The organism is Agrobacterium sp. rho-8.1 (assembly GCF_033957725.1).
Lineage (GTDB): Bacteria > Pseudomonadota > Alphaproteobacteria > Rhizobiales > Rhizobiaceae > Agrobacterium.
Genome location: NZ_CP192788.1, coordinates 2,884,278 through 2,898,052, shown reverse-complemented (window position 1 = coordinate 2,898,052; position 13,775 = coordinate 2,884,278). Strand labels below are relative to the sequence as shown.

Annotated in this window: 11 protein-coding genes and 1 riboswitch; of the genes, 8 read left to right on the top strand and 3 right to left on the bottom strand. The window is 58.2% G+C overall.

Features of this window, described 5'->3' with window-relative positions:
* The first annotated feature begins 71 nt into the window (after positions 1-71).
* From htpX to RMR21_RS14085, 5 genes are all read left to right on the top strand, one after another.
* Positions 72-1,031, top strand: coding sequence for a zinc metalloprotease HtpX (gene htpX / locus RMR21_RS14105; RefSeq protein WP_498668601.1), 960 nt, complete (start codon positions 72-74; stop codon positions 1,029-1,031).
* Positions 1,022-2,413: an RsmB/NOP family class I SAM-dependent RNA methyltransferase gene (locus RMR21_RS14100; protein WP_498670178.1), complete on the top strand. Its 1,392-nt coding sequence runs from the start codon at positions 1,022-1,024 to the stop codon at positions 2,411-2,413. The genes htpX and RMR21_RS14100 overlap by 10 nt, the downstream gene beginning before the upstream one ends.
* Before the next feature lie 315 nt (positions 2,414-2,728).
* Positions 2,729-4,348 carry a heparinase II/III family protein gene (locus tag RMR21_RS14095; RefSeq protein ID WP_498668600.1) on the top strand — a complete coding sequence of 540 codons (1,620 nt, stop codon included), beginning with the start codon at positions 2,729-2,731 and terminating at the stop codon, positions 4,346-4,348.
* Positions 4,349-4,503: 155 nt separating this feature from the next.
* Positions 4,504-6,120 carry a bifunctional phosphoribosylaminoimidazolecarboxamide formyltransferase/IMP cyclohydrolase gene (gene purH, locus RMR21_RS14090; protein ID WP_498668599.1) on the top strand — a complete coding sequence of 539 codons (1,617 nt, stop codon included), beginning with the start codon at positions 4,504-4,506 and terminating at the stop codon, positions 6,118-6,120.
* A 282-nt stretch (positions 6,121-6,402) separates the two neighbouring features.
* A complete protein-coding gene (locus RMR21_RS14085; RefSeq protein WP_498668598.1) occupies positions 6,403-7,683 on the top strand; it encodes an L-fuconate dehydratase in 1,281 nt (426 codons plus the stop codon).
* Between the two features lie 136 nt (positions 7,684-7,819).
* Here RMR21_RS14085 and cobD read toward each other — a convergent pair whose 3' ends face one another.
* Entirely contained in the window at positions 7,820-8,854 is a 1,035-nt protein-coding gene (gene cobD, locus RMR21_RS14080; protein ID WP_498668597.1) for a threonine-phosphate decarboxylase CobD, read from the bottom strand.
* On the opposite strand from cobD, the gene cbiB reads away from it, so the two are divergent.
* The gene (cbiB, locus tag RMR21_RS14075) at positions 8,853-9,818 is read left to right on the top strand and encodes an adenosylcobinamide-phosphate synthase CbiB (RefSeq protein ID WP_498668596.1); all 966 of its coding nucleotides are present in this window, start codon (positions 8,853-8,855) and stop codon (positions 9,816-9,818) included. The genes cobD and cbiB overlap by 2 nt on opposite strands.
* On the opposite strand, the gene RMR21_RS14070 is transcribed toward cbiB, so the two are convergent.
* Positions 9,805-11,262 carry a cobyric acid synthase gene (locus RMR21_RS14070; protein ID WP_498668595.1) on the bottom strand — a complete coding sequence of 486 codons (1,458 nt, stop codon included), beginning with the start codon at positions 11,260-11,262 and terminating at the stop codon, positions 9,805-9,807. The two genes, cbiB and RMR21_RS14070, sit on opposite strands and share 14 nt — an antisense overlap.
* A 3-nt stretch (positions 11,263-11,265) precedes the next feature.
* Positions 11,266-11,883: a cob(I)yrinic acid a,c-diamide adenosyltransferase gene (gene cobO / locus RMR21_RS14065; protein WP_498668594.1), complete on the bottom strand. Its 618-nt coding sequence runs from the start codon at positions 11,881-11,883 to the stop codon at positions 11,266-11,268.
* 108 nt (positions 11,884-11,991) lie between these two features.
* A riboswitch (cobalamin riboswitch) is annotated at positions 11,992-12,200 on the top strand.
* A 117-nt stretch (positions 12,201-12,317) separates the two neighbouring features.
* Between cobO and RMR21_RS14060 the strand changes: the two genes are divergently transcribed.
* Both RMR21_RS14060 and cobW read left to right on the top strand, forming a co-directional pair.
* Complete coding sequence (locus RMR21_RS14060) at positions 12,318-12,743, top strand: DUF1636 family protein (RefSeq protein WP_498668593.1); 426 nt, start codon at positions 12,318-12,320, stop codon at positions 12,741-12,743.
* Positions 12,737-13,774: a cobalamin biosynthesis protein CobW gene (gene cobW, locus RMR21_RS14055; protein WP_498670177.1), complete on the top strand. Its 1,038-nt coding sequence runs from the start codon at positions 12,737-12,739 to the stop codon at positions 13,772-13,774. Before RMR21_RS14060 ends, cobW begins: the two co-directional genes overlap by 7 nt.
* Position 13,775: the final 1 nt, after the last annotated feature.

Here is a 13,775-nt window from a genome sequence, read left to right as displayed (position 1 = left end):
TTTCTCATAACCAGATTATAGAAGTCCGGTGGCATTGATAAGCCATTTTGCTTTTGAATGGAGATTTTTGGATGAACATGATGCGTACGGCCATGTTGTTGGCGTTCATGACCGCGTTGTTCATGGGCATTGGATTTCTCATCGGCGGCACGGGAGGCATGATGATCGCATTCCTGTTTGCGGCTGGCATGAACCTGTTTTCCTACTGGAACTCCGATAAAATGGTCCTGCGCGCCTATAACGCGCAGGAGGTGGACGAGCGCAATGCGCCAGACTTCTTCGCGATGATCCGCGATCTCTCACACAATGCCGGGCTTCCCATGCCTAAGGTCTACGTCTACGACAGCCCACAACCCAACGCCTTTGCAACGGGTCGTAATCCGCAAAACGCTGCCGTTGCGGCATCGACGGGTCTGATGGAGCGCTTGACGCCTGAAGAGGTTGCAGGCGTCATGGCACACGAACTGGCGCATATCCAGAACCGCGACACGCTGACGATGACCATCACCGCGACGCTCGCCGGTGCGATCTCGATGCTGGGCAATTTTGCTTTCTTCTTCGGTGGTAACCGTGAAAACAACAATCCGCTGGGCTTTATCGGTGTGCTGGCCGCGATGATCGTCGCACCCTTGGCGGCGATGCTGGTGCAGATGGCCATCAGCCGTACACGCGAATATTCCGCAGACCGTCGTGGTGCCGAGATTTGCGGCAACCCCCTGTGGCTGGCCTCCGCATTGCAGAAAATCGCAGGTGCTGCCCAGCAGATCCATAATCCAGACGCCGAGCGCAACCCTGCGACAGCGCATATGTTCATTATCAATCCGTTATCGGGCGAGCGGATGGACAATCTATTTTCTACCCATCCCAATACCGACAACCGTATCGCTGCCCTGCGTGGCATGACACAGGAGTTTGCGCAGGCATCGACCTATCAGCCGACAAGTGGTAAGTCCGTCCGCAAATCACGCTCCGTGCCCAACGCTGGCTCTGCGGGCGGCCAAAACAATGAGCGTAAAGGTCCCTGGTCTTGACATCGAATTCTTCCGCCAAGCCTGCAAAGCAGCACACACGCAAACCGTCTGGCGGAGGACATGACGACGAACCCGGCAATGATGGCTGGAAGCCCGGACTGGGCGCCAGGACGGCTGCGGTCAAAATCCTGTCGGCGGTTCTGGACAAGAAAACCTCTCTCGATGGTATGCTGGACGCCGAACACGGCAATCCGGCCTATCGAGCACTCAGCCTAGCCGACCGAGCACTTGTTCGTGCCATCGTCAACACAGCCTTGCGACACCTGCCACGAATCGAGGCTGCTCTGTCCATGCTGCTGGATGGACCCCTCCCCCAGGGCGCACGCTCGTTGCACCATGTTCTGGTGGTCGGTGCTACGCAGATGATCTATCTCGATGTTCCTGATCATTCCGCAGTGGATCTGGCGGTCGAACAGGCGCACCGTGATCCGCGAAACCGGCGCTTCGTCAAACTTGTCAACGCCGTTTTGCGGCGTCTGGGGCGTGAAAAGCAAGATATCATGGGGGCGATCGCGACGGTTCCAGTGTTGCCGACTTGGTTTTTTGATCGTTTGAAATCTGTCTACGGCGGCGATGCCGCCCATAAGATGGCCGAAGCGCAGCTCATCCCCTCGGTGATCGATGTCACCGTCAAGTCAGACCCCGTTCATTGGGCGCAAAGGCTGAACGGCACGGTCATGCCCAATGGCAGCGTCCGGCTTGCGTCTTTTGAGGGGTCTGTGTCCGGGCTGGATGGGTTCGATCAGGGTGAATGGTGGGTGCAGGACTTTTCGGCCAGCATGCCGGTGCGTTTGATGGGCAACCTCACCGGCAAGCGCGTCGCGGATTTGTGCGCCGCGCCTGGCGGCAAGACAGCACAGCTTGTTCTGGCGGGTGCCGACGTGACGGCGCTTGATCAATCCGGCAACCGGCTGAAGCGGCTGCGTGAAAATCTGGATCGGTTGCAACTGAAGGCGACGACGATCGAAAGCAATATGCTGAAATATCAGCCGGACGAGCTGTTCGATGCGGTTCTTCTGGATGCGCCCTGCTCGTCCACCGGTACTTTGCGCAAGCATCCCGATGTTTGCTGGACGAAGGACAAAAACGATATTGCCAAGCTCGCGACCTTGCAGGAGCAGATGCTGCGTCATGCCATAACTCTGGTCAAACCGGGCGGTATCGTCGTGTTTTCCAATTGCTCGCTCGATCCTTCCGAGGGGGAGGAGATGGTTGAGCGCGTGTTGGCGAGCAACGGGCGGCTTGAGCGTGTACCTGCTTCGATTTCAGATTTTCCAGGTATGGAAGCAGCGCTTACGGCTAAGGGTGAACTTCGCACGACACCCGATATGTTCGGCGGTGTCGATGGGTTCTATGCGGCGACGCTGCGGGTTAATGCATAGGGTATCGTGGTTTTCATGGCTGAGCGTCGTGCTGCGTCCGCCGCACGTTGCGTCTTTTAAACAATGGCTTGATGGGCGGATGTCGTAATTCGATGCGAAGTCCGATCTGGAATCATTTCTTAAAAATGCCGTTCGTTTACAAAATATGAAGTATTTCGTGAAAATTTGAATGATCTTTCCGTTCCAATCCAAAAACACTTACGTTTTGAAACACAAGTCATCTTCGCGCAGGCGGGAAACACGCGTTTGGTAGGATCCCTGAACAGCAGCTTGAGCGTGACGGGGCTTTTTTTACGTACCCTGTGGGATCGATGCATGATCGGTAGTGCACCGGTGCGTCTGCAGTTCCTGCGTGTTGCAGATCGTGTGCCGAACGGTCTTGTGGCAGCGCCGACCGACCTGCGTGCCGTCGATCCCTACGTCGCCCAGGAATTGGTGCTTGGCCGTATCGCGCTCGCGGGGCGGATATTGGAGACGGGTGGCGTCTCTCCGTTCGTGCTGGAGATGCCCTCGCCCGCCTTTGAAGAAAGGCTGCATGCGTTTCGCTGGCTGCGGCATGTGCGTGCCAGCAAATCCGACGAGGCCTGCGCGCGCGCACGTATTCTGGTCTCCGACTGGATTTCGATGCATGGGCACAAGATCAGCGGTGCGGCTTGGGCGCCGGAAACCGCGGCGCAGCGACTGATTGCCTGGCTGTCACACTCGCCGGTGGTTTTACAGAACGCCGATGCCGGCTTCTATCGCCGCTTCCTCAAAAGCCTCGGCTATCACCTGCGTTATCTCAACCTCATCGCAAAACACGCGCCCGATGGCGAAACGCGCCTTAAAATTCGTATCGCGCTGGCGATCGCTTCTATTTCGCTTCCGAACCGTGCTGCCAGAATTGCCCGCCATGGGTTCAAGCTGGATCGGGAACTAGAGCGACAGATCATGCCGGATGGCGGCCATGTCTCGCGAAACCCTCGCGTGATACTGGATTTGATGCTCGACCTTCTGCCGCTGCGTCAAAGCTACATCAATCTCGGCCATGACGTGCCGCCAGGGCTCGTACCCGCCATCGACCGCATGTTTCCCGCCATTCGCTTCTTCCGGCATCAGGATGGCGATCTGGCGTTGTTTAACGGTGCGACTGTCACGCTTGCCAATGAACTAGCCTCGGTTTTGCGCTATGACGAAACTTCCGGGCGCCCTTCGCGCGCGCTGTCCGACATCGCCTATCAGCGGCTGTCTGCGGCAGATACGGTGATCGTGGTCGACACTGGCATTCCGCAGTCCATGGCTCTCTCCAGAGGGGCGCATTGCGGTTGTCTGTCGTTTGAGATGTCGTCGTCCCGAAACCGCTTTATCGTCAATTCCGGCTTTCCGCCTTTTGCCGTCGATGCCTTCAAACGCGCGAGCCGCTCGACGGCGGCGCATTCGACGGTCACCATCAACGATACCTCGTCTTCGCGTCTGTCGCGGTCACGCCTGCTCGGCCCGGTCATGATACCGGGCATCACCGATGTCCTGGTCGAGCGCGAGACGGATCAGAAAGGGGCCGATGTGCTGCGTGCATCACATGATGGCTATCGAAGCGCGTTTGGCTATTTTTACGAGCGCGAACTGGAGCTGAACGCTGCCGGGAGCAAGATCAAGGGGCGCGATAGCGTCCAGCCCGAACAGGACAGCAAGGGTCCGCCCGTGTCCGCCGATGCCGTGTCGCGCTTTCATGTTCATCCATCCATCGAACTTGTCCGGCTGGATGACGAGTCCGTCATGATGCGCGCTGGCGATGGCACAAGCTGGGTGTTTTCCGCGCCCGGCCAGACCGTTACGATTGCAGAAGACGTTTTCATGGCGGATGCATCGGGAATCCGGCCATCACAGCAGATCGAAATCCCGTTTCTTCTTCCCGATATCACGGACATTCGCTGGATTATCGAAAAGAAACTCTAGCGCTCGACAGCGTCGAAGTGGATTAAAAACAACCTTTGTCGACATAAGCCTAGGCTTGGCTCTGTTTATTAATGCGCAAAGCTGTGCTAACGCGGCGGCAACCGCCGGATGGATCGCTCTCCGGCCTCTCCTCAACGCATCACGGAGTTCTCCCGATGGCTGTCGTTTCCAAGAAAATTCCCGCTCCCGACAAGGTCAAGATCCGCACAGCCCTGCTGTCGGTTTCCGACAAGACAGATATCATCGAGCTGGCCGGTGCCCTCGTGAACATGGGCGTCAAGCTGCTGTCGACGGGCGGAACATCCAAGGCGATCGCAGATGCCGGTCTGCCGGTCACCGATGTTTCCGATATCACACATTTTCCCGAAATCATGGATGGTCGCGTCAAGACGCTGCACCCGAACGTTCATGGTGGTCTGCTTGCCATTCGCGACGATGCCGACCACGTGGAAGCCATGCGCGCTCATGGTATCGAGGCCATCGATCTTTCCGTAATCAATCTTTATCCTTTCGAAGAGGTTCGCGCCAAGGGTGGTGATTATCCAACCACCGTCGAGAACATCGATATTGGCGGCCCGGCGATGATCCGTGCTTCTGCCAAGAACCATGCCTATGTGACGGTGCTGACCGATCCGAGCGATTATCCAGAGCTGCTGGAAGCCTTGCAGGCTGACGATGGCCACACGAGCTATGCGCTTCGCCAGCGTTTTGCCGCAAAAGCCTATGCCCGCACCGCCGCTTACGATGCGGTCATTTCCAACTGGTTTGCCGAGGCGCTTTCGATAGAAGCCCCGCATTACCGCGCCATTGGTGGCGTGCTGAAGGAAAAGATGCGCTATGGCGAAAACCCGCACCAGAGCGCGGGCTTCTACCTGACCGGCGACAAGCGCCCCGGCGTGGCCACAGCCACGCTTTTGCAGGGCAAGCAGCTTTCCTACAACAACATCAACGATACGGATGCGGCGTATGAGCTCGTATCCGAGTTTCTGCCGGAAACAGCACCGGCCGTTGCCATCATCAAGCATGCCAACCCCTGCGGTGTAGCAACCGGCACCACGTTGCTGGATGCCTACAAGCGCGCACTGGCCTGCGATCCCGTCTCTGCCTTCGGTGGCGTGATTGCGCTCAACCGCACGCTGGATGCCGAAACGGCGGAAGAGATCATTCAGCTTTTCACCGAAGTCATTATCGCGCCTGACGTGACCGAAGAGGCGAGGCAGATCATTGCCCGTAAGCCGAACTTGCGTCTGTTGTCTGCCGGTGGCCTGCCGGATGCGCGCGCCCCGGGCATTACCGCCAAAACCGTTTCCGGTGGCCTTCTGGTGCAAAGCCGCGACAATGGCATGGTCGAGGATCTCGATCTGAAGGTCGTGACCAAGCGTGCGCCGACAGCGCAGGAACTGGAAGACATGAAATTCGCCTTCAAGATTGCCAAGCATGTCAAATCCAACGCCGTCATCTACGCCAAGGATGGTCAGACAGCGGGTATCGGTGCCGGTCAGATGAGCCGCATCGATTCGGCGCGCATTGCCGCTCAAAAGGCTGAGGACGCAGCAAAGGCCATGGGTCTTTCCGAACCTTTGACCAAAGGCTCTGCCGTGGCGTCGGAAGCTTTCTATCCGTTTGCGGACGGACTGCTGGCTGCTATTGCTGCGGGTGCGACAGCGGTTATCCAGCCGGGCGGCTCCATGCGCGATCAGGACGTTATCGATGCAGCCAACGAGCACAATGTCGCTATGGTGTTTACTGGCATGCGTCACTTCCGCCACTGAGGCCCTGAACTTACAAGGCTTGGCTGACGCGCGTCGATCGCGTTAGCCAACGCTAATTTCCCCTCCCCTGTTTTCTGCGGATATTTACGCCCGCTTTGATTGCTGGTGTTTGCAGCCTATCTGTGCTTCTTTTCATCGTCGCTGATGCATTCGTGCAGCGACGCTGGAGGAGTTTTGACAATGACATCGGATACGCTGAACGCCGGGCGATGGCGAAGCTCTGCGGTTGGACCTTTCCAGCATGAACCCGTTTTCTGATCCCTGACTGCGAGTGAATGGCCGATGACCAAGATTACCGATCTGCGTGTGTTCGATTTGCGCTTTCCCACATCGCAAAGCCTTGATGGCTCCGATGCGATGAACCCCGACCCGGATTATTCGGCAGCCTATGTCATTCTCGATACCGATGATGCGGCCCTGAAAGGCCACGGGCTGACCTTCACCATCGGCCGCGGCAACGACATCTGCTGCATGGCCATCGAGGCGATGAGGCATCTTGTTGTTGGCACCGATCTTTCCACAGTGTTGGCAAACCCTGGAAAATATTGGCGGCATCTAACCAGCGATAGCCAGTTGCGCTGGATCGGCCCGGACAAGGGTGCCATGCATCTGGCCACCGGTGCCGTCGTCAATGCTGTCTGGGATCTGCTGGCGAAACAGGCGGGCAAGCCCGTCTGGCAACTGGTCGCCGATATGAGTGCGGAACAGATCGCCGATATCGTCGATTATCGCTACCTGACCGATGTGTTGACGCGGGATGAAGCCTTGGCGATCTTGAAAAAAGCTGAGGTCGGCAAGGCAGAGCGCGTCGAGATCCTTAGACAGGACGGTTACGCCTGCTACACGACATCCGCCGGTTGGCTTGGTTATGGCGACGAGAAGCTGCGCCGCCTTTGTCAGGAGGCCATCGATGCTGGGTTCAACCACGTAAAAATGAAGGTTGGCCGCGATCTGGAAGACGACATTCGCCGCCTGACAATTGCCCGTGAGGTGATCGGCCCCGACCGTTACCTGATGATCGACGCCAATCAGGTTTGGGAAGTGGATCAGGCGATCGAATGGGTCAACAAACTCGCCTTCGCCAAGCCCTTCTTCATCGAAGAGCCGACCAGCCCTGACGATATCGCTGGTCATCGCAAAATCCGTCAGGCCATTGGCTCGGTAAAGGTGGCGACGGGCGAAATGTGCCAGAACCGCATCATGTTCAAACAGTTTATCGCCGAAGGTGCCATCGACGTGGTGCAGATCGACAGTTGCCGAATGGGTGGCTTGAACGAGGTTCTGGCCGTGCTGCTGATCGCCGCAAAATACGATCTACCGGTCTGGCCGCATGCCGGCGGCGTGGGCCTGTGCGAATATGTGCAGCATTTGTCGATGATCGACTATCTCGTCGTTTCAGGCACCAAAGACGGCCGCGTTATCGAATATGTCGATCATCTGCATGAGCATTTTATCGAGCCCTGCGATATCAGGAATGCGGCCTATATGCCGCCCACGATGCCAGGGTTCTCTGTCGAGATGAAGCCTGATTCGATTGACGCCTATATGTTTGGTGGGGCGTAGGTTGTTTGGTCACTACTAATCGACCCTCTCCTCCGTCATCCTCGGGCTTGACCCGAGGATCTAAAGAGCCGCCGGCATCAAACGTGGTTAGATCCTCGGTTCAAGCTCGAGGGTGACGACTGTGGCCGGGTCGGATTCAGTCGTTGAAGTTCGCCAATGCCATTTCCAGTCGTCTCCACTCCATTTCATTACCCGGCAGACCGAAACGCAGATCATCAGGCCTTTCGTCGAAAATGCGGGTGAGAATGCCGTTCTTTGCGAGGTGGTCAAATAATGGCATCACCCGTTTGTCCCTGACCAACGTGAACAGCGACGTGCCGCCTGCGATCGCCAAGCCGGTATTCTTCAATAGCCCGTTCAAACGCTCCGCCTCTTCCCTTAGCCGGAGTCTCATTGCATCACTCCACATCTTGTCCGCCAGCGCCTCCGTTGCGATGTGCAGGGCTGGGCCGGAAATCGCCCAGGGGCCAAGGCGCGATTCTAGGTCTGCGGTGATATCGGGGTGAGTAATCGCGAAACCGAGGCGGATGCCTGCCATGCCGTAGAATTTTCCGAAGGAGCGCAGCACGATGCGGCTTTCTGAGTGGCAGGCGTCTGCGATGCTTTCGCCATAGCCGGTTTCAACGAAGGCCTCGTCCACAACCAGCAGGCCGCCTTTGTCGTGCATGGTGTCTGCCAGCGACAGCAAGGTATCGCGATCTGTGACCCTTCCATCGGGATTGTTGGGGTTGATGACGATGGCGTAATCGAAGGCGTCGAGATCAGTGACGTCAGAGACTTCGGTAACAGGTAGTCCGGCGATACGCGCAGTGCGGGCGTGTTCGGCGTAGGCGGGCGACAACACGCCACAGGTTTTCGCACCGCGTCGAACGGCGATCTGCGCGAGCAGTGGCATCAACATTTGCGTGCCTGGCGATGCGGCGATGTGTGCGGAGGAAGGCGCGCTGAAGGCGGTTGCGGCGATGTCTTTCAGCGTTTCCACGGCGCGCGGTTCCGGCAGGCGGGCAAAGGCGCTGGCGGGAACAGGCGAATGCGGGTAGGAGTGCGGATTGATCCCGGTCGAAAGATCGATCCAGGGTTCGGGCGCTTGTGGAAAAAAGAGACGCGCCTGACCCAGATTGCCACCATGGCGGATCGCCGGTTGCGTCTTTTCTGGTATCCTGTCGCCCATGTTCTTCGCTCTCGCTTTCCTGTCGCTGCTGATCGAACGCCTTGTCGGTTATCCCGACTGGCTGTTCCAGCGCATCGGTCATCCCGTGACATGGATAGGTTCGCTTATCGCGCTCCTCGATAGAAAATGGAACCGGGAAGGCGACACATTTTTGCGCCGCAAGGCCATTGGCGTGGTGGCGCTGGTTGTTTTCCTCGGTTTGACCGTGCTTCTTGCAGTGATGTCGCAATCCATTCTTCTGGCTCTGCCTTTCGGCCTGTTTTTTGCGGCCGTGTTGGGTGCATCGCTTCCAGCACAAAAAAGTCTGGAGCAGCATGTCGCCGCTGTGGCCTCGGCTTTGGAGCGTGATGGTATCGAGGGTGGCCGGAAGGCGGTTTCGATGATCGTCGGGCGTGATCCTGAAAATCTGGACGAGGCGGCCGTGTGCCGCGCGGCGATTGAAAGTCTGGCGGAGAACTTTTCCGATGGCATCGTCGCGCCGTCGCTTTGGCTTGGGTTCTTGGGCTTGGCCGGAGGTGCCGGTTACAAGGCCATCAACACGGCAGATAGTATGATCGGCCACCGCTCGCCACGCCATGAGGCATTCGGTTGGGCATCGGCGCGGCTTGATGATCTGGTCAATCTGCCCGCCTCTCGCCTCACCGGTTTTCTGTTCGTCACGGCCGCTTTTTTCGTGAAGGGCGCTTCGCCACAGGCGGGTTTGCGCGCCATTTTCCGGGATGCCAGTCATCATAGCTCGCCCAATGCCGGGTGGCCGGAAGCGGCGATGGCTGGGGCGCTTGGTTTTGCGCTGGCAGGTCCACGCTCTTACGGAGGGCGGATGATCGAAGCGCGTTTTATGGGCGAAGGCGGGCGGAGGGATTTGACCGCTGCCGATGTTCGTCAAGCGTTGAAACTGGCACGCATTGCAGACGCTATGCTGATTGGCCTGTTCGGCGCGCTTCCGCTCGTCATCGCGCTATAGCCAGCAGCGCGTCGAGATCGAGATGGCGTTCCATATGGTCTGCCAGCCGGTCCAGCACGTCATCCACCTGTGCTTCATAATTCAGGGCTGAATGATGGCCGCCCAGCCTCTCCAGCCACGCACTGCGTTGGCTATCATCGGCAAACAGGCCGTGGACGTAGGTGCCGAACACGCGGCCATCTGCCGAGATCGCGCCTTCGCGGTGGTTGCCGATGGCGGAAAACGGGCGAGCTGCATCTTTCCCCTCGGTCGCGCCGACATGCATTTCATAGCCGGAGAAAGATATTCCGTCGAAACTTCTGCCTGTGACCGAAACCAGCCGTTTATCGTCGGTCAGGACGGTATCGACATTCAGCAGTCCCAATCCTTCAACCGTCATCGGCGCGCCTTCGATGCCATCCGGGTCCGCCACGGTTTTGCCGAGCATCTGATAACCACCGCAAAGACCCAGAACACGGCCGCCCCGGCGCAGATGTGCCTTGATATCGGTATCGAAACCGGCATTTTTCAACGTGGTCAGATCGGCGATGGTAGATTTGGAACCGCAGAGCAGAACCAACTTGGCATCGCCCGGAATGGCCTGACCGGGTCGTATGCGCAAAAGCTCCACATCCGGCTCCGCTTCCAGGGGATCAAGATCATCGAAGTTGGAGATATGCGGCAGGATGGGCACGGCGATGCGAATTTTCGCACCGGGTTTGTGCTGTCCTGGTGCTGTTAGACCCAGCGCGTCTTCGGCGGGCAGGCGGCTGGCATCGGCAAAATGCGGCAGAAGGCCAATCGGATTCCAGCCGGTTTTGTCAGCGATGAGACGCATGCCCTCATCGAACAGGGTCGGATCGCCTCTGAAGCGGTTGACGATGAAGCCCATGATCATCGCTGCGTCGTCCGGTTCCAGAACCGTTTTTGTGCCGACAAGGCTGGCAATGACGCCGCCCCGGTCTATATCGCCGATCAGGATTACCGGAACATTGGCTGCGCGGGCAAAGCCCATATTGGCGATGTCATTGGCGCGAAGATTAACCTCCGATGCGCTGCCCGCACCCTCGACCAGAACGAGGTCGGCTTGTGATTTCAGATGCTCGAAACTCTCCAGCACCTGCGGCATCAGCCCCGCTTTCATATGCTGATAATCCGCCGCTTTGGCATTGCCGATGACCTTGCCCTGCACCACAATCTGCGCGCCGGTTTCGCTCTGTGGCTTCAGCAGCACCGGGTTCATGTGGACGGAAAGCGGAACGCCTGCGGCACGCGCCTGCAAGGCCTGCGCTCGACCGATTTCACCGCCATCGGCGGTCACGGCGGCATTGTTGGACATGTTTTGCGGTTTGAAAGGCATGACGGACAGGCCGCGACGCACGAATGCGCGGGCCAGACCCGCCACCATAAGCGACTTGCCGACATCCGAGCCGGTTCCCTGAAACATCAAGACGCGCGCTGCCATGAATTAGAACTCTATGCCGGATTGCGCTTTGACGCCCGCCTTGAAGTGATGTTTCACCAGCGTCATTTCCGTGACCATATCGGCGGTATCGATGAGCAGCTGTTTGGCGTTGCGACCGGTGACGATGACGTGCAGACCGGGGCGACGGTTCTTCAGGGTCTCCACGACCTCCTCCAGCGGCAAATAATCGTAACGCAGCGCGATATTCAGTTCATCCAGCACCACAAGACCGATGGTCTCATCAGCCATCAGAACCTTGGCTTCCTCCCAGGCCTTAGATGCGGCAGCGACGTCGCGTTTCAGATCCTGAGTGTCCCACGTGAAACCTTCGCCCATGGTCCGCCATGCGACGCGATCTCCGAACAGGGCCAAAGCGCCCTGCTCGCCGGTTGACCATGCGCCCTTGATGAACTGGACGATGCCGACACGTCTGCCGGTGCCGAGCATGCGAAGCGCCAGCCCGAAAGCGGCGGTGGACTTGCCCTTCCCGGCGCCGGTGTTGATCATCAGCAGGCCTTTTTCGATGGTCTTCTCCGAGACTTCAGCGTCCTGCACCACCTTGCGATTGACCATTTTGGTCCGATGACGTTCGGCTTCGCTGTCGCTGATGTCACGGGTCATGGCGGTTCATCCTTCCGGGTATCTTGCTTTTCGAAGCGGCGACTATAGCCAAAACGCATGCGTGAGCAATGATGCCTGGCATTGACACTCAAGCATCGTAGGGCCTAAGGGTTAGGGTCTGACGGTCTTTTTCCGGCAACGGGAAAAGCTAAGAGGGAACACGGTTCAGTTTGCAATGCGAACCAATCCGTGGCTGCCCCCGCAACTGTAAGCGGTGAGCCCGCGCCGGAAAGCCACTGGACATCAAAAGTCCGGGAAGGCGGCGCAAAGGCGTTCAAGCCGCGAGCCAGGAGACCTGCCGTTTCAGGAAAAACGTCTGCCGGGCGGGGTGCTCTGGTCAGTCGGTTGTTTGAACAATGGCTGTGCGTGTCGTCGCATGCTGTTTTTCGATATCCGCACCCCAGGACCATGTTGAAGGCGCGGAAATTATACTCTTGGATATCAGATCGACATCGCCCAGCGTGAATGACAAAGCAGATCGCGACACCGCGCCCGGCGTCGTTGTTTACGTGTGCCGTAGCTGCCGGTCCGAAGCGGATCCGAATGCTGACCCGCGTCCCGGCGCAACACTTGCGCAGGCGGCCATTGATCTGGGGCGGTCAGAGGGTGTCGATATCCGCAGCGTCAATTGCCTTGCCAATTGCAAGCGCGGCCTGAGTGCCGCGATGCGTAGCGCCGATGGCTGGTCCTATATGTTCGGATCGCTCGGTGAAGACGATGCGGCCGATCTGGTGGTTGGCGCGCGGCTTCTATCTCAGGCAAGTGATGGCTTGATGCCATGGCGCGGGCGGCCCGATAGTTTGAAGCGCGGCCTTGTTGCCCGCATTCCCCCTTTGCATTTTACCGAGGAGACATCATGACCACGCTCAACCGCGTTCCCTGCACCATTATCACCGGCTTTCTGGGCGCTGGAAAAACCACCTTGCTGCGTGGCCTTCTGGAAAAGCTCGATGGCAAGCGTCTCGCCATCATCGTCAATGAATTCGGCGATGTCGGTATTGATGGTGAAATCCTCAAGGGTTGCGGCATTGAAAGCTGCCCGGAAGAAAACATCGTGGAGCTGGCCAATGGCTGCATCTGCTGCACGGTAGCGGATGATTTTCAGCCCGCCATCGAGCAGATCCTGAGCCGCGAGCCACGCGTCGAGCATATTCTGATCGAAACGTCAGGCCTCGCGCTGCCTAAACCGCTGGTGCAGGCTTTCCAGTGGCCAGCGATCAAAAGCCGGGTGACGGTTGATGCGGTCGTGGCCGTGGCCGATGGTGCCGCCTTGGCAGACGGCATGGTATCGCATGATCTGGAAGCACTCGCTGCTCAGCGCCAGAATGACGAAGCGCTGGATCACGACGATCCTGTCGAAGAGGTGTTTGAGGACCAGATTGCCTGCGCCGATCTGATCGTCCTGACCAAGGGCGATCTGCTCGATGCCGCAGGGTTGGAGCGGGCGAAGGCGCATATCAACGCGCATCTTCCCAAGGCCGCCAAGATCATCGTGGCCGCCAATGGCGTAATCGATCCGGCCGTGCTGATCGGTCTTGGCCTTGCGGTGGAAGAGCATATCGAAAATCGCCACACCCATCACGACGATGAAGAAGATCATGATCATGACGAGTTCGACAGCTTCGTCGTGGAGCTGGACGCGGTAACGGATGCCGATGCGCTGGCCGCGCGCATTTCCGAAACAGCGGCCTCTGAAAACGTGTTGCGCATCAAGGGTTTCGTGGACGTATCGGCCAAGCCGATGCGGTTGCAGGTGCAGGCGGTCGGCTCACGCGTCAATCATTATTTCGACCGTCCCTGGGCCGCCGGTGAGGTGCGTCGCAGCCGTCTCGTAGTGATCGGTGAAAAGGGTCTCGACCGCGCAAAAATCGAGCGGATGCTGGCTGCCTGAT